Origin of the sequence: Rodentibacter genomosp. 1 (genome assembly GCF_001999285.1) — a bacterium.
In the GTDB taxonomy this organism is placed as follows: domain Bacteria; phylum Pseudomonadota; class Gammaproteobacteria; order Enterobacterales; family Pasteurellaceae; genus Rodentibacter.
This window is the reverse complement of sequence record NZ_MLHN01000002.1, coordinates 97021-113117: the sequence shown is the minus strand read 5'-3', so window position 1 is coordinate 113117 and position 16097 is coordinate 97021. Positions and strand designations below refer to the sequence as shown.

Annotated in this window: 15 protein-coding genes and 1 pseudogene; 11 read left to right on the top strand and 5 right to left on the bottom strand. The window is 39.1% G+C overall.

What is annotated here, in order from left to right:
• Positions 1-2 precede the first annotated feature (2 nt).
• The 10 genes from BKK54_RS01265 to trpA all read left to right on the top strand — a co-directional run bounded on the left by BKK54_RS01265 (position 3) and on the right by trpA (position 9453).
• Complete coding sequence (locus BKK54_RS01265; protein ID WP_077540738.1) at positions 3-326, top strand: HI1450 family dsDNA-mimic protein; 324 nt, start codon at positions 3-5, stop codon at positions 324-326.
• 422 nt (positions 327-748) lie between these two features.
• Positions 749-1333, top strand: coding sequence for an FMN-dependent NADH-azoreductase (locus BKK54_RS01260; RefSeq protein ID WP_077540736.1), 585 nt, complete (start codon positions 749-751; stop codon positions 1331-1333).
• Between the two features lie 147 nt (positions 1334-1480).
• A complete protein-coding gene (gene trpE / locus BKK54_RS01255; protein WP_077540734.1) occupies positions 1481-3028 on the top strand; it encodes an anthranilate synthase component I in 1548 nt (515 codons plus the stop codon).
• A gap of 10 nt (positions 3029-3038) precedes the next feature.
• Entirely contained in the window at positions 3039-3620 is a 582-nt protein-coding gene (locus BKK54_RS01250) for an aminodeoxychorismate/anthranilate synthase component II (RefSeq protein ID WP_077540732.1), read from the top strand.
• A 46-nt stretch (positions 3621-3666) separates the two neighbouring features.
• Positions 3667-4053, top strand: coding sequence for a tautomerase family protein (locus BKK54_RS01245; protein WP_077494646.1), 387 nt, complete (start codon positions 3667-3669; stop codon positions 4051-4053).
• A gap of 79 nt (positions 4054-4132) precedes the next feature.
• Positions 4133-5134, top strand: a complete 1002-nt coding sequence (trpD, locus tag BKK54_RS01240) for an anthranilate phosphoribosyltransferase (protein WP_077540730.1) — start codon at positions 4133-4135, stop codon at positions 5132-5134.
• A gap of 26 nt (positions 5135-5160) precedes the next feature.
• The gene (gene trpCF, locus BKK54_RS01235; protein WP_077540728.1) at positions 5161-6609 is read left to right on the top strand and encodes a bifunctional indole-3-glycerol-phosphate synthase TrpC/phosphoribosylanthranilate isomerase TrpF; all 1449 of its coding nucleotides are present in this window, start codon (positions 5161-5163) and stop codon (positions 6607-6609) included.
• 55 nt (positions 6610-6664) lie between these two features.
• Positions 6665-7426, top strand: coding sequence for an SDR family oxidoreductase (locus tag BKK54_RS01230; RefSeq protein ID WP_077540727.1), 762 nt, complete (start codon positions 6665-6667; stop codon positions 7424-7426).
• 15 nt (positions 7427-7441) lie between these two features.
• A complete protein-coding gene (trpB, locus tag BKK54_RS01225; protein WP_077540725.1) occupies positions 7442-8641 on the top strand; it encodes a tryptophan synthase subunit beta in 1200 nt (399 codons plus the stop codon).
• Positions 8638-9453, top strand: coding sequence for a tryptophan synthase subunit alpha (trpA, locus tag BKK54_RS01220; protein WP_077540723.1), 816 nt, complete (start codon positions 8638-8640; stop codon positions 9451-9453). The genes trpB and trpA overlap by 4 nt, the downstream gene beginning before the upstream one ends.
• Positions 9454-9619: 166 nt before the next feature.
• Here the strand turns inward: trpA and BKK54_RS01215 are convergent, their stop codons facing one another.
• Genes BKK54_RS01215 through pheS form a run of 4 tightly spaced genes read right to left on the bottom strand, consistent with a single transcriptional unit; the run spans position 9620 to position 13900 of the window.
• On the bottom strand, positions 9620-10117 hold the full coding sequence (locus tag BKK54_RS01215) for a C40 family peptidase (protein ID WP_432213690.1): 498 nt from the start codon (positions 10115-10117) through the stop codon (positions 9620-9622).
• 51 nt (positions 10118-10168) lie between these two features.
• A complete protein-coding gene (locus BKK54_RS01210) occupies positions 10169-10465 on the bottom strand; it encodes an integration host factor subunit alpha (protein WP_077540721.1) in 297 nt (98 codons plus the stop codon).
• Between the two features lie 5 nt (positions 10466-10470).
• Positions 10471-12858 carry a phenylalanine--tRNA ligase subunit beta gene (pheT, locus tag BKK54_RS01205; protein ID WP_077540719.1) on the bottom strand — a complete coding sequence of 796 codons (2388 nt, stop codon included), beginning with the start codon at positions 12856-12858 and terminating at the stop codon, positions 10471-10473.
• Positions 12859-12910: 52 nt separating this feature from the next.
• Positions 12911-13900, bottom strand: a complete 990-nt coding sequence (gene pheS / locus BKK54_RS01200) for a phenylalanine--tRNA ligase subunit alpha (protein ID WP_077540717.1) — start codon at positions 13898-13900, stop codon at positions 12911-12913.
• A gap of 207 nt (positions 13901-14107) precedes the next feature.
• Between pheS and BKK54_RS01195 the strand changes: the two are divergent.
• Positions 14108-14972 (top strand): annotated as a pseudogene (locus BKK54_RS01195) (fructosamine kinase family protein).
• Positions 14973-15025: 53 nt separating this feature from the next.
• Here BKK54_RS01195 and BKK54_RS01190 read toward each other — a convergent pair.
• The gene (locus BKK54_RS01190) at positions 15026-15889 is read right to left on the bottom strand and encodes an OmpA family protein (RefSeq protein WP_077540715.1); all 864 of its coding nucleotides are present in this window, start codon (positions 15887-15889) and stop codon (positions 15026-15028) included.
• Between the last annotated feature and the right edge of the window lie 208 nt (positions 15890-16097).

Below are 16097 nucleotides of genomic sequence, written 5' to 3'. Positions count from 1 at the left end.
TTATGACAACTGAACTTCAAAAACTTGATCCTGATGCCGCAATTGACATTGCTTATGATATTTTCTTGGAAATGGCGGGAGAAAATTTAGATCCGGCGGATATTATACTCTTTAACCTTCAATTTGAAGATCGTGGTGCGGTGGAATTTGTGGAAACCTCAGAAGATTGGGAACAGGAAATCGGGGTATTAATCGATCCGGATGCTTTTGCTGAAGTCTGGATTGGTTTAGTCAATGAGCTGGATGAAATGGATGATATTTTTGCCAAATTCCTCATTTCTCATAATGAAGAAGATCGTGAATTTCACGTTATTTGGAAAAAATAACATTAAACCTAGTTATGAAAAGGTTTTATCGAACTTTCCGTTCCGCAATTATTGCGATTTTGTTATAAATTTTCCTTTATAAATCAATATTCGGAACGTTAAGTCCATTTGCTATTTTAAGAGTCATGTCTTGTTGTTCATTTTGCAGACTTGTACACAGGTATATTGATACCTGAATCTCAGTTCAACACATCGCTTTTTATATTAAGGGATAAAGTTTAAACATCTTTTTTCATTTTTGGATAAGCTTATCAGCATGTATTTCAAATATTTTAGAAAATTAGATTATTACATCAGCTAAATAAAAGCCATTTGGATTTTTTCATAAAAAGAAATAATGTTTTTCCTAGGAACAGCTTTATCTATAAAAAAATAAACACTAGAATCGCAACCCTTATTTTACACAAGTTAAAGGAAATAAAATGAGCAACGTATTGGTGTTAAAGTCAAGCATTCTTGCTGACAATTCTCAGAGTAACAAATTAGTGGATTATACAATCGAAAAACTACAAGGTAACAATATTGTGGTTCGGGATTTAGCCAAAGACCCTCTTCCCCACTTCGATGCTACAGCGGCTATTGCGGTGCGTGGTGAACCTCAAACAGAAGAAGAAAAACAATTTCTTGCACTTTCCGATGAGCTAGTCTCCGAATTAAAAAATGCGGATACTCTTGTCATTGGTGCGCCAATGTATAACTTAAATATTCCCACTCAATTAAAATCTTATTTTGATTTCATTGCTCGTCCACGTGTCACATTCCAATATACGGCAAATGGTCCGGAAGGTTTATTGAAAGGTAAAAAAGCCATCGTATTGTGTGCATTTGGTGGCTTATATGATGATGAAAACCTCGTCACACAATACATGAAAGCTATTTTAGGTTTTGTCGGAATTACTGACGTGCAATTTGTGTATGCACAAGGTATTGGCTTTGGCCCAGAAGCGGTCGAAAAAGCATTACAGTCTGCCAAAGTAAAAATTAATGATATTGTGACCGCACTTTAATCTTTTCTTCAGCCATCTTTCAAGATGGCTTCTTTTTCTCTTATTGATATGCATTTTGTAAAATGAAATAGAATTTTTAAATCTTTTCTTGACTTATTTATTTTGTACTAGTTTAATAGTGCAAAATAAATAAAAAGGATTTAAAAAATGCAAAACAATGCCTTTATTACGGTTACCACACAACCTGTCCCTTATCATCCGGATACCACGGCTATTTTTAACACATTATGTCATCATCCCAACACACTACTACTCGACTCTGCTGAAATCGGTAGTAAAAATAGCTTACAAAGCCTTATATTTATCAATGCGGCAGTTAAAATCACTTGTATCAGTCACAACGTCACATTTAAAGCATTAAATGCAAATGGTAAACAGGTTTTGAAAGAGATTTTTCCTGTTTTAACTGAGCTTAATCCGCTAAGTGCGGTCGATTTTGATGATGAATTTTCTGTTAATTTCCCTCCGCTTGATAATCAATTAGATGAAGACAGTAAATTACAATCAACGACAATTTTTGATGGATTACGGGTGATTTCAAATCTTTACCAACACAGCGATACGGCTATTTTTTTAGGCGGTTTATTCGCTTATGATTTAGTCGCCAATTTCATCCCGATGAATAACATCACTTTAAAAGATGATGATATTTCTTGCCCTGACTACAGTTTTTATCTTGCTGAACATCTTATTACTATCGATCATCAAAGCCAGCAGGCAACGCTAAAAAGTTACTGTTTCTCACAAGAAGAACAAGTCAATGTGGCAAAAACAGCCCTAGCTATCGCACAAAAATTAAAAAATATTAATCACATCTTATCCATCAAATCGACAAGTGATGAGATAAAAACGAATTTTGACGATTCTGAATTTATCCATGTGGTGAAAGCTTTAAAACACCATATTAATATTGGCGATGTCTTCCAAATCGTGCCTTCCCGTCGTTTTTCTCTTGCTTGTCCGAATCCGCTTGCCAGTTATGCTCAACTTAAACAAAATAATCCTAGTCCTTATATGTTCTACATGAACGATGAAGATTTCATTTTGTTTGGCGCCTCACCGGAAAGTGCGCTCAAATATACGCCGAAAAATCGTCAGTTAGAAATTTATCCGATTGCCGGCTCACGCCCACGTGGATTTGATGCGCACGGTAATATTGATCCTGAATTGGATACCCGTTTAGAGTTAGAATTACGATTAGATCACAAAGAGCAAGCAGAACACCTGATGTTAGTGGATTTAGCACGCAACGATATCGCTCGAGTTTGTCAAAGTGGTACTCGTCAAGTGGCAGAATTAATGCAAGTGGATCGTTATTCCCATATTATGCATCTTGTGTCACGAGTAGTGGGTAAACTCCGCCCTGAATTAGATGCCCTTCACGCTTATCAAGCCTGTATGAATATGGGGACACTTACCGGCGCACCGAAAATCAAGGCAATGCAGCTTATTTATCAATATGAACAACAAAAACGCCACAGTTATGGCGGTGCAGTGGGTTATCTCACTTCCGATGGCAGTTTAGATACCTGCATCGTGATTCGTTCAGCCTTTGTTCAAAACTGTATCGCACACGTGCAAGCGGGCTGTGGTGAGGTGTTAGATTCCGATCCGCAAATGGAGGCGGACGAAACCCGACATAAAGCTGCTGCGGTATTAAAAGCAATTCGTCAAATCAATACACAAGCCAAATAAGGGATACGTTATGGCAAATATTCTTTTTTTAGATAACTTTGATTCCTTCACTTATAATCTTGTGGATCAATTTCGTGTCTTAGGACATCAAGTGAAAATTTACCGCAATGATTGTGATTTAGAACAACTCGTTGCAACGGCGATGAGTACACCAGATACTATTCTTGCCCTTTCGCCCGGCCCCGGCACACCGGAAGAAGCGGGTATTTTGTTACCATTAATTGAGCGTTTAAAATCACAAATCCCCATTATTGGAATTTGTTTAGGTCATCAAGCCTTAATCCAAGCATTTGGTGGTAAAGTTGTCCATGCCGGTGAAGTGTTGCATGGTAAAATCTCAAAAATTTCCCATGATGGTGAAGCGATGTTTCAAAATTTGGCTAACCCAATGCCGGTCGCACGCTATCATTCACTCATGGGACAAGATTTACCTCAGGAATTTGTTATCAATGCCCAATACAATGGTATTATTATGGCAATTCGCCACCGAGAGTTGCCTATTTGCTCATTCCAATTCCATCCGGAAAGTATTTTAACCGTGCAAGGATCACAGTTATTACAACAATCCATTGAATGGTTACTCAATCACTAAAAACAATGATAGGCACTAGCCTATCCAACCTAATAAGGAAAACGATATGATTACTGTATTTGGACTTAAATCTAAACTCACACCACGCAGAGAAATGTTAGCTGACGTGATTTATAACAGCCTCTATTTAGGCTTAGACATCCCCAAAGGAAAACACGCGATTCGTTTTTTAGGCTTGGAAAAAGAAGATTTTTACTACCCTTTCGATCGTAGTGATGATTACACCGTTATTGAAATTAACCTAATGGCGGGTCGAATGGAAGGGACAAAAAAACGCCTAATCAAAATGTTATTCAGTGAACTTGAATATAAACTCGGTATCCGTGCGCATGATGTGGAAATTACCATTAAAGAGCAACCGGCTCATTGCTGGGGTTTCCGTGGCATGACAGGCGATGAAGCACGGGATTTGGATTACGATATTTACGTCTAATAGCCATGTGTTATTTACGCCATCATAATAAGATTTCAATCCCAATAGCAGTAAATAGCACTATATTAAGGAACAAACTATGCAACACAACTTCTTATTAGAACAACTTTATGATGGTCATCAATTAAACCAATCAGAAAGTACCGCACTTTTTAATGCGGTCATTCAAGGTCATCTTTCTAATGAACAAATTGCGGCAATGTTGATGGCTCTAAAAGTCCGAGGTGTCACCGTTGAGGAAATTACCGGTGCGGTGGCGGCCTCATTACAAAATGCAAAATCTTTCCCACATCCCGACTACCCTTTTGCCGATATTGTCGGTACCGGAGGCGATGGACAAAATACGATCAATATTTCCACCGCAAGTTGTATTGTTGCCGCAACAATGGGGGTTAAGGTTGCCAAACACGGTAATCGCAGCGTGTCCAGCCAATCCGGAGCAAGTGATGTTTTAACCGCATTAGGCGTCAATGTCAGTATTTCTGCACAATCGGCACGTCAAGCCTTAGATGAAATCGGCATCTGTTTTTTATTTGCACAGCAGTATCATTCCGGCTTTCGCCATGTTGCCCCCGTTCGTGCCGCACTAAAAACCCGCACAATTTTCAATATTCTCGGCCCATTAATCAATCCTGCCCGCCCAAATTACCATTTACTCGGCGTTTATGTGCCTGAACTCGTGAAGACCTATGCGGAAACCGCCGTTAGCTTGGGGCACGAGTACACCTTCGTTGTTCACGGTTCAGGATTAGACGAAGTGGCGTTACACGGTGAAACACAAGTAGCGGAAATTAAAGACGGTAAGATTGAATATTTCACGCTAACACCTGAAGATTTTGGCTTAAAAATGCAATCATTAGAAAGTTTACTCGGTGGCGAACCACAAGAAAATGCCAAATTATTAACCGCACTTTTACAAGGCAAAGGTAAATTGGAACACGCCAATGCCGTTGCTGCCAATACCGCATTATTGCTTAAACTATTCGGCTACCATGATCTCAAACAAAATACCCAAAATGTATTGGAAACCTTAGCCGATGGCAAAGCATTTGAGACCTTGCAAAAATTAACACAATACTAGCCCTGAAACACCCGATAGAAAATAAGATGATTACTCAAGACTTCTCAAAACCCATTGATTCTGCGACCGTACTGCAAAAGATCGTCCTTGATAAAGCCGCATGGGTGAACGCGAAAGAAAAGGAATTTCCACTTAGTGAATTTCAACAAAACATCACAAAATCCGACCGCTCTTTTTATGATGCGCTATCAAAAGGCACTCAGCAAAAGTCTGCTTATATTTTGGAATGTAAAAAAGCCTCGCCTTCAAAAGGATTGATTCGGGCTGAATTTAATTTAGATGAAATCGCCAATGTCTATAAACATTATGCCTCAGCCATTTCTGTGCTGACGGACGAAAAATACTTCCAAGGGGATTTTGAATTTTTGCCTCAAGTGCGAAACATCGTGAGCCAACCGGTGCTTTGCAAAGATTTTATAATCAGCGAATATCAAGTGTATCTTGCCCGTTATTATCAAGCCGATGCTATTTTATTAATGCTTTCCGTGGTGAATGATGAAACTTATTACGTGTTGGCAGATCTTGCTCATTCTTTGGGAATGGGTATATTAACCGAAACCGGTAATGAAGCGGAATTTGAACGTGCTTTATCGTTGGGAGCAAAAATCATCGGTGTGAATAATCGTAATTTGCATGATTTAACCGTGGATTTAAATTGTGTAGTCGAATTAACGGAAAAATATGCAGATCGCATACCAGAGGATGTTCGCATCATCAGCGAATCCGGTATTTATACTCATCAACAAATCCGTCAATTACAAAAAGTTGCACAAGGATTTTTAATCGGCAGTAGTTTAATGGGAAATACTGATTTAAATAATGCGGTTCGTTCGGTGATTTTCGGTGAAAACAAAGTATGTGGCTTGACACGCACCCAAGATGTGAAAACCATTTATGCAAACGGAGCGCTTTATGGCGGATTAATTTTTGCTGAACATTCAAAACGTGCGGTGGGTTTGCGTCAGGCTCAAGAATTAGTCACCGCCGCGCCACTTCGTTTTGTCGGCGTATTTCAAAATCAAGAAGCGGATTTTATCGTTAGAATCGCTCAACAATTGCAGCTTTATGCGGTGCAGTTACATGGTTCGGAAACGCCGGCGTTTATCACTGATCTACGCAGTAAATTACCCGAAACCTGTCAAATTTGGAAAGCTGTATCAATCAACATTGATGAAAAAAGTGCGGTTAATTTTACAGATGATTTAAATGTTGATCGTTATATTTTTGATAGCCAGACCTCAAACCAACAAGGGGGGACAGGTCAAACTTTTGATTGGTCATTAATCCCTGAAAAGCTCAAATACAAAACGATTTTGGCCGGTGGGATTTCACCGGAAAATATTGAACAGGCAATAGCTCAAGGCTGTTTGGGTGTAGATCTGAATTCCGGCGTAGAAAGTGCGCCCGGTATAAAAGATGAGTTGAAAGTGCGGTCAGCTTTTGAGACGATTTTTAATACGATATCATTCTTTTAATTCAATATTGCAAAGATGTCGTATAAACATTCCGAGACTTTACTAGGAGATGATTATGTCTAGAATAGCATTTGTTACCGGTGCAACAGCCGGATTTGGTGCGGCAATTTGTCGTACATTAATTGGCGCAGGTTACCATGTCATTGGTACAGGTCGCCGAACCGAACGATTAACCCTTCTCCACGTAGAACTTGGCGAACAATTTCTTCCTCTTGCTTTTGATATTTCTGATCGTGAAAAAACACAACAAGCGATCCAATCTCTCCCCCTTGAATGGCGTAATATTGATTTACTCGTTAATAATGCCGGTCTCGCCCTCGGTTTAGAAACAGCCGATAAAGCCAATCTTGATGATTGGGAACAAATGATTGATACCAACATTAAAGGTCTTGTGACAATCACCCGTCTTTTACTCCCCCAAATGGTCGAACGCAATACCGGACATATCATCAATCTTGGATCAATTGCAGGCAATTATCCTTACCCTGGCGGTAACGTATATGGCGGCACAAAAGCTTTCGTAAAACAATTTAGTTTAAATTTGCGTGCCGATCTTGCCGGTAAAAATATTCGTGTGACCAATGTAGAACCGGGGCTTTGTGGCGGGACTGAGTTTTCCAATGTTCGCTTTAAAGGTGATGATGAGCGAGCTGAAAAAGTTTATGAAAATGTTCAATATGTTACCGCACAAGATATTGCAAATATCGTCTTGTGGCTGAATCAGCAGCCCGAACATATCAATATTAATCGTATTGAAGTCATGCCTACGGCACAAACTTTCGCGCCTCTCAATGTCGCAAGAAATTCAAACTCATAACGATAAGGAAACACAATGTCAGAAATGTTATTAAATCCGTATTTTGGTGAATTTGGCGGTATGTACGTGCCGGAAATTCTCGTACCGGTGCTTAAACAATTGGAAAAAGCCTTTGTTGAAGCTAAAAGTGATCCGGCATTTCAACGGGAATTTCAAGATTTACTGAAAAATTATGCCGGCAGACCAACCGCACTAACTCTTTGTCGCAATCTGACAAAAAGCACAAAAGCCAAAATTTATCTGAAACGTGAAGATCTTTTACACGGCGGTGCACATAAAACCAACCAAGTCCTCGGTCAAATTTTACTTGCAAAACGGATGGGGAAAACCCGTATTATTGCCGAAACAGGCGCCGGTCAGCATGGTGTAGCAACGGCTCTCGCTTGTGCAATACTTGATATGCCCTGTCGTGTTTATATGGGGGCAAAAGATGTGGAACGCCAATCCCCTAATGTATTCCGTATGCGTTTAATGGGCGCTGAAGTTGTGCCTGTGCAGAAAGGTTCTTGTTCATTAAAAGATGCTTGTTGCGAGGCGATGCGTGATTGGTCGGCAAATTATGAAAATACTCACTACTTACTTGGTACGGCAGCCGGTCCTCACCCTTTTCCAACCATTGTGCGTGAGTTCCAAAAAATGATTGGAGAAGAAACCAAACGCCAAATTCTGGAAAAAGAAGGTCGTTTGCCGGATGCAGTGATTGCCGCAGTGGGAGGCGGTTCTAATGCAATAGGGATGTTTACTGATTTTATAGATGAACCCAAAGTACGTTTGATCGGTGTAGAACCCGCAGGCAAAGGCATTGAAAGCGGTGAACACGGTGCACCGCTAGGGCATGCCAAAGTCGGTATTTATTTCGGAATGAAATCGCCGTTAATGCAAACGAATGACGGGCAGGTTGAAGAATCTTATTCGATTTCGGCGGGATTGGACTTCCCTTCTGTCGGGCCTCAACACGCTTATTTACAAAGTATTGGGCGAGCGGAATATCCCTCTATCACCGATGATGAAGCCTTAAATGCGTTCCAAGCACTCGCCAAACACGAAGGTATTATTCCCGCATTGGAAAGTTCACACGCCCTTGCACAAGCGCTAAAAATGATTCATCAAGAACCCAATAAAGCACAAATTCTTGTGGTGAATTTATCGGGACGGGGGGATAAAGATATTTTTACCGTGGATAAAATCTTAACTGAAAAAGGAATGCAATCATGAACCGTTTTGAAACTAAATTTGCTGAGCTTAAGGTAAAAAATGAGGGAGCATTTGTTCCCTTTGTAACCTTATGTGATCCTACCTTTGATCGTTCTTTTGAGATTATTTGCACGCTTGTTGATAATGGTGCCGATGCCCTTGAATTAGGCTTTCCTTTTTCTGATCCACTTTTAGATGGCCCGGTCATTCAAGCCGCAAATAATAGAGCATTAGAGGCAGGACATAGCACGGAAGACAGCTTTAAATTACTTAAAAAAGTGCGGTCAAAATATCCGGAGATTCCCATTAGTTTACTACTTTGTGCCAATCTTATTTTTGCCAAAGGTCTAGATACATTCTATCAACGCTGTGCAGAAGTAGGTGTTGATGCCGTATTGGTGGCAGATATTCCATTACTGGCGAAAGATGATTACATCAATGCTGCGAAAAAATACGGTATTCAACCTGTTTTTATCTGCCCGCCAAATGCCGATGAAAGAACCATCCAAGGTGTGGCAGAAAACAGTGAAGGCTATACTTATTTGGTTTCTCGTGCCGGTGTGACCAGTGCTGAAAATCAATCACATGCCAAAAATTTGGATGCTTTGGTCGAACAATTGAAAGCACACAATGCACCTCCTATTTTGCAAGGATTCGGTATCGCCGCACCGAATCAGGTAAAAGAAGCCTTGCAATTAGGGGTTGCCGGTGCGATTTCAGGTTCGGCAACCGTAAAAATCATTGAGCGCAATTTAGACAATCATACAAAATGTTTAGCCGAACTCGCCGAATTTGTCCAACAAATGAAAGTGGCGACTAAACAAAATACCTAATCATTTTAAGACATACCAAATAAAAGTGCGGTTAATTTTAACCGCACTTTTTCTTTAGATTGTGTGTGCATCCGCTTAACAACCCATTGAAATGATTTGTTTTTTTATAACAGGCATACACAAATTTGTTTATTGCTGAATGCCCTACAGAAGCTAAGCAATAGCCTTAAATTCTTCTCACTTGCCAAAATGTTTTTGTCCAATATTCTGTTTTCATTGAAGAATAGATCACCCCACCTTTTGTAGAAGCGTGCAAGAATTTATCATTTTTTACATAAATTCCTACATGGTACCCATTTGGACCACGCCCTGTTTTAAAAAAGATTAAATCACCAGTTTGAATATCTTCTTTTCGGACAAGTTTCCCATATTTAGCCTGTTCCTTTGTTGTTCTCGGCAAGGAAATATTAAAACGGTCAAAAAAGGTTTTCTGAACAAATCCTGAGCAATCAACTCCACGACGAGACTGCCCACCTAAAACGTAAGGCGTACCGGCCCATTCATATTGTTGCTCACTTAGCAAGGTCATCGCCATGATCGGATCATCAATTTGCCCTTTATAATTAATATGATAATCTTCAGCTTCCCTTTCCAGATTTCCTGAAGAACAAGCAAACAATGTCATTGTCGTAGCAATAAAAAATAGTCGATTAATGGAAATCATTTTTTATCTCTCAAACAAAAAAGTGCGCTTAAATACCGCACTTTTTCTCTATTACTGACTCAGCTTAGCTTTTTCTACTCTTGCACGCAATTTTTGCCCCGGTTTAAATGCAACAACACGACGAGCTGAAACAGGGATACTTTCCCCTGTTTTTGGATTGCGTCCCGGACGGGAAGCTTTATCACGCAATTCAAAATTACCAAATCCTGATAATTTAACATCGTTACCCGCTTCAAGAGATAAACGAATTTCTTCAAAGAAATTATCCACTAAGCGCTTAGCTTCTAACTTTTGCAATTGATATTTTTCAATTAAAAATTCGGTAATATCAATCTTTGTCAGTGTCATAAAATTTACTCCCTTAATTCCGCGTTAAAACGTTGTTTAACCTCATCTAATATTGCCGAGACCACCTTATTAATTTCATCATCTTCCAAGGTTTTTTCATTGTCTTGGATGATTAAACTAATCGCAAGGCTTTTAGCACCACTTGGCACCCCAATACCTTTATACACATCAAATAAATTCACTTGAATAAGTTTCTCTCCGCCTACCTGTTTGCAGACTTCAATCACATCGCCAGCGGCAATTTCATCAGAAACAACCAGAGCTAAATCACGACGGTTAGCCGGGAATTTTGAAACTTCTTTCGCTTGTACAACAGTCCGATTTGCTATTGCGTTCCATAAAATTTCAAATACCACAACTTTTCCATTTAGCCCTAATTTTTGAGAGATAGATGGATGAATGGTGCCAATAAAACCAATTTCTTTACCGTCTAATTCAATAGCTGCCGATTGTCCCGGGTGTAGTGCATCATACATTTTTGCCACAAAACGTACTTTTTTTCCAATGCCGGTTAAAGAGAGAAGACTTTCTAGATCACCTTTTAAATCGAAGAAATCCACCGCTTCTGATTTCGTGTTCCAACTTTCATTGTTAACCGAACCGCTTATCACTGCACTTAATACGAATTCCTGACGTACGCCAAATTCAGCCTCGGTATCAGGAATGAAACGTAACCCGGTTTCAAATAAACGAACCCGATTTTGTTGACGATTCTGATTGTATAATACCGCACCGAGCAATCCACTTAACAACGAAACCCGCATAGCGGACATTTCAACGGAAATTGGATTTGGCAATTCTAATGCTTCTTGATTAGGGTGTAATAATCCTTGAATTTTAGGATCAACAAAGCTATAGGTAATCGCTTCTTGATAGTCAGCATCGACAAGAGCCGTTTTAATTCGATTTAAATCTAAATCTACTTCTTTGTGTTCACGCATCCGTAAATGAGCAAGTGGGGCATGATTCGGAATGCTGTTATAACCATAAATACGAGCCACTTCCTCAATCAAATCTTCTTCAATTTCAATATCAAAACGCCAACTGGTTGAAGTCACCGTCCATATATCATTCTCATATTGCACATTAAAACCAAGGCGATTAAAAATATCGGTGATCGTATCCGTTTCAATGTGATGCCCGAGTAAAGCATCTAATTTTTCACGACGAAGTTGAATCTTACTCAATCTAGGTAAAAAATCTTCGTTCACAACCTCATTGATTTCGCCTGCTTGACCACCGCAAATTTCAAGTAATAATGCAGTTGCGCGCTCCATAGCTTGACGTGCTAATTCAAAATCAACGCCTCGTTCAAAACGGTGTGAGGCATCAGTGTGTAACCCATATTGTCTTGCTCGACCGGCTATCGCTAATGGCGCAAAAAAGGCGGCTTCCAAAATCACATCTTTGGTTTCGGAAGTGACACCACTTGTTTGACCACCAAAAATCCCTGCCATAGCGAGCGGACCATTTTGATCGGCAATAAGCAATGTGTTGGATTGCAATTTTGCGGTGGAACCATCAAGTAAAAGTAGCTCTTCCCCTTCTTTGGCAAAGCGAACTTGCACCGGCTGTTTTACTTTTGCTGCATCAAAAGCATGCATTGGCTGGCCTAACTCAAGCAAAATATAGTTGGTAATATCGACAATGGGATCAATAGAACGAATACCACAACGACGCAATTTTTCTTGCATCCAAATTGGAGATGAGGCATTGACATTGACATTTTTCACCACACGTAATAAATAACGGGGGCAGGCTTCTTGCTCGGCCACATCAATTTCAACTTTCTCTGAAATGGTTGCCGGAACGACTTCAAAGTGCGGTTGATTTACCGGAAGTTTATTCACCACACCAATTTCACGGGCAATCCCAGCGATACTTAAACAATCTGCACGATTTGGCGTTAAACTAATCTCAATTGTTTGATCTTCTAGATTTAAGTAATCACGTAGATTTTGACCAATAGGCGCATCCAAAGGTAATTCAATAATTCCCTCCGCCTCAACATCAATGCCTAATTCAGAGAACGAACAAAGCATACCTTCTGAAGGTTGACCACGCAATTTTGTTTTCTTAATTTTGAAGTCTCCCGGTAATACCGCTCCTTCAATTGCACAGGCCACTTTCAAACCTTGACGGCAATTTGGTGCACCACACACGATATCTAACAATCGATCCGAACCCACATTGACTTTAGTGACACGCAATTTATCGGCATCGGGATGTTGGGCACATTCTACCACCTCTCCAATCACGACATTGGTAAAATCACCCGCAACTTTTTCTACACTATCCACTTCTAACCCAAGCATTGTTATTTGATCACATAATTGTTCTGTAGAAATGCTTGGATTAACCCATTCTCTTACCCACTGTTCACTAAATTTCATTATTTTTTATCCCTTAAAATTTCGTTGTTTTATCTCATATCTAAAAAGTAGTTTATTTAAATTGTTTCAAAAAACGTAAATCATTTTCAAAGAATGAACGTAAATCTGTGACGTTGTAGCGTAGCATTGTTAAACGTTCAACCCCCATTCCCACGGCAAAACCAGAATATTCATTTGGATCAATGCCAACATTACGTAGTACATTAGGGTGAACCATACCACAACCTAGCACCTCAAGCCATTTACCATTTTTCCCCATCACATCCACTTCAGCAGAAGGTTCTGTAAATGGGAAATAAGACGGGCGGAAACGTACTTGCAAATCCTCTTCAAAGAACGCACGTAAGAAATCATGTAATAGCCCTTTTAACTCAGTAAAATTTGCTTTTTTATCGACATAAAGCAATTCAATTTGATGAAACATTGGTGTATGCGTTTGATCGTAATCATTACGATAAACTCGCCCCGGCACCATAATACGGATAGGCGGCTGCATTTTTTCCATTGTACGAATTTGTACGCCTGAGGTTTGAGTTCGAAGTAATAATTCAGGATTAAACCAAAATGTATCGTGATCTGCTCTTGCGGGGTGATGTTTTGGAATGTTTAAGGCATCAAAGTTATAATAGTCACTTTCAATTTCCGGCCCATTTTCCACAGAAAAACCGAGTTCGGAAAAGAATTGTGTTACACGATTAATGGTGATAGTAACAGGGTGTAACCCGCCTTTTTCTACTTTTCTCCCCGGTAAAGTGACATCTACCCGTTCTTTTTCTAATTTTGCATTAAGCTCTGCTTGCTCCCATTCTGATTTTTTTGCATTCAAAAAATCAAGGGCGATTTGCTTCGCCTCATTAATTTTTGCCCCAAGTGCCGGACGCTCTTCCGCAGCAACATTTCTAAGTTCTTGCATTAATTGAGTAAAATGACCTTTTTTACCAAAATACTCGACACGAATTTCATCCAGTGCCGACAAACTTTTATTCTCGATCTCATCGATCGCCAATTTTGCTTTCTCTACAAGATCTTTTAGATGTTGCATAAATTTCCTCTGGTTAATTTCTATCACTTAAAAACGGCGTTAATAATAATACCAACGAATTAAAAAATCACCTTTTTATTTAGAATCAAGGGATGTTTTATCTATTATCGACGCATTGAATAAAATTTATAAAACTTTGAGCTATATCACAGTAATCTTTAAAAATTCTCTTAGAATGGGGGGAAGTATTAAATCTAGGGGGTTGCTATGTGGAAATCCATTTCTCAGGTATTTGCTGATCAATTTGGTGCTTATTACTCACTTAAGGAAAAGAAACATATCCATTGTGGAGAAATGAATGAAACTTGGATGATTAATGATGGGATTCAGCCTGTTTTTGTCAAAATCAATGAAAAATCCTATCGCTCAATGTTTCGAGCAGAAGCCGATCAACTTGAAATGTTACGAAAAACGACCGCACTTAACCTTCCCATAGTTTACGGGGTAGGATGCTCACAAAACCATAGTTTTTTACTTTTAGAATCACTCAATATCAAACAACAATCTTCACTTACTGAGGAATTTGGTAACCAATTAGCCCAACTACACCAAATCTCTGGCACAAAATGTTACGGATTAGATTTTTGATACTTGGCTTGGTCCGGAATATCAACCGAATAAATGGCACGCCAATTGGGCAACATTTTTTAGTGAGCAACGCATTGGCTGGCAGTTACAATTGTGTAAAGACAAAGGATTAAATTTTGGAAATATTGACCAAATCGTTTACCTTATTTCACAAAAACTGGCAAAACATAATCCAAAGCCCTCTCTTTTACATGGAAATCTATGGGTTGAAAATGTTTGCATCGTAAACAATCAAACATTCACTTATGATCCAGCGTGTTACTGGGGAGATAAAGAGTGTGATCTTGCTTTTACCGAGCTTTTTGAACCCTTCCCTGAAAAATTCTATATCAATTATGACCGCACTTTTGCCATAGATTGGCAAGGATATGAAAAAAGAAAACTAATTTATCAACTTTATTATTTACTCAATTTCAGCCATCGTTTCTTAGGTAATTACATTCATCTTACCCAAACCACACTCACCAAAATCATGGAAAATTAATCTACACATAAAAAATAGCATAACCCTAGGTTATGCTATTTTTCACTCAAAAACTACTTTTGATAAAGTGGTGTTGGACCTTGTGTACCACCGTTCATTTTCCCCACTTCTTGATGTAACTTCAACACAGAACTGGAAGCAGTAATCTCTACACGACGGTTAGGACGTAAACAATCTTTTTCTTCTTGACTAGCATGACGAACCCCCTCACAAGCTTTAACCTGTGGATTCTTACCATAACCAATCGCAGTGATTTGTGCAACGACACCATCTTCAACTAAACGAGCTTTAACACGGTTCGCACGACGTTGGGAAAGCCCCATATTATACGCATCAGATCCTAAACGGTCTGTATAACCTGCAACTTTAACTTCCTTAGCATCTGATGATTTTAAATGAGCTGCGATATTATCAACCACCTCTTGACCGCGTGGTGTTAATACATCTTTATCAAAGTCAAACAAGAAATCGCCACTTAAAGTGTAAGCAAAGTTACCATTACATCCGTTTGGATACCAAAAGAAACTTTGGGCATTGTAGTTCTTATCAAATAAAATTTTGTACTGACAAATTTTATGCACCCCATTTTCACGGTAGTTAAAGGCATAATCCCATTCTTTTACACCATATAATCCCTCTGAGAAATGTGGACGTCCAATCAAATTGTATAACTGTTCTTTATTCATGCCACGTTCAATCATCCGTACGTTATCCCAATTTGGCCATGAACCGAATTGGCTACCATCATGGTTGAAACCCGACTCATCAATTTTTGGCCATACAAGTTGCGGAACTTGAACTCCATCAACATTCTTATATTCCGGTGTACCTTCTGGTGTAATTTTACTTAAGTTGCCACAAGCAGATATAGTTATAACTGCTGTCATTGATAATAAAACTTGGGATAATTTATTCATGTGTTTACCTTCTACAGTTCAAGGTCTCCTCTAATATAATCAAGAAGAGATAAAACTAAACCTTACAAATCTCATGTATAGAAAGTCATCAAAGATTCGTATGTCCGCTAATACTAATAGCAAAAATTCATTTTGTAAATATTAATACTAAGCTAAACTCTCTTATTTACAATGCTATTTATTATGAAGAACGGAAATGTAAACTCAA

What these genes read in the sequence shown, in the direction of transcription:
- BKK54_RS01265 (WP_077540738.1), top strand. Translation starts at nt 3, where the DNA reads ATGACAACTGAACTTCAAAAACTTGATCCTGATGCCGCAATTGACATT.
- BKK54_RS01260 (WP_077540736.1), top strand. Translation starts at nt 749, where the DNA reads ATGAGCAACGTATTGGTGTTAAAGTCAAGCATTCTTGCTGACAATTCT.
- trpE (WP_077540734.1), top strand. Translation starts at nt 1,481, where the DNA reads ATGCAAAACAATGCCTTTATTACGGTTACCACACAACCTGTCCCTTAT.
- BKK54_RS01250 (WP_077540732.1), top strand. Translation starts at nt 3,039, where the DNA reads ATGGCAAATATTCTTTTTTTAGATAACTTTGATTCCTTCACTTATAAT.
- BKK54_RS01245 (WP_077494646.1), top strand. Translation starts at nt 3,667, where the DNA reads ATGATTACTGTATTTGGACTTAAATCTAAACTCACACCACGCAGAGAA.
- trpD (WP_077540730.1), top strand. Translation starts at nt 4,133, where the DNA reads ATGCAACACAACTTCTTATTAGAACAACTTTATGATGGTCATCAATTA.
- trpCF (WP_077540728.1), top strand. Translation starts at nt 5,161, where the DNA reads ATGATTACTCAAGACTTCTCAAAACCCATTGATTCTGCGACCGTACTG.
- BKK54_RS01230 (WP_077540727.1), top strand. Translation starts at nt 6,665, where the DNA reads ATGTCTAGAATAGCATTTGTTACCGGTGCAACAGCCGGATTTGGTGCG.
- trpB (WP_077540725.1), top strand. Translation starts at nt 7,442, where the DNA reads ATGTCAGAAATGTTATTAAATCCGTATTTTGGTGAATTTGGCGGTATG.
- trpA (WP_077540723.1), top strand. Translation starts at nt 8,638, where the DNA reads ATGAACCGTTTTGAAACTAAATTTGCTGAGCTTAAGGTAAAAAATGAG.
- BKK54_RS01215 (WP_432213690.1), bottom strand. Translation starts at nt 10,117, where the DNA reads ATGATTTCCATTAATCGACTATTTTTTATTGCTACGACAATGACATTG.
- BKK54_RS01210 (WP_077540721.1), bottom strand. Translation starts at nt 10,465, where the DNA reads ATGACACTGACAAAGATTGATATTACCGAATTTTTAATTGAAAAATAT.
- pheT (WP_077540719.1), bottom strand. Translation starts at nt 12,858, where the DNA reads ATGAAATTTAGTGAACAGTGGGTAAGAGAATGGGTTAATCCAAGCATT.
- pheS (WP_077540717.1), bottom strand. Translation starts at nt 13,900, where the DNA reads ATGCAACATCTAAAAGATCTTGTAGAGAAAGCAAAATTGGCGATCGAT.
- BKK54_RS01190 (WP_077540715.1), bottom strand. Translation starts at nt 15,889, where the DNA reads ATGAATAAATTATCCCAAGTTTTATTATCAATGACAGCAGTTATAACT.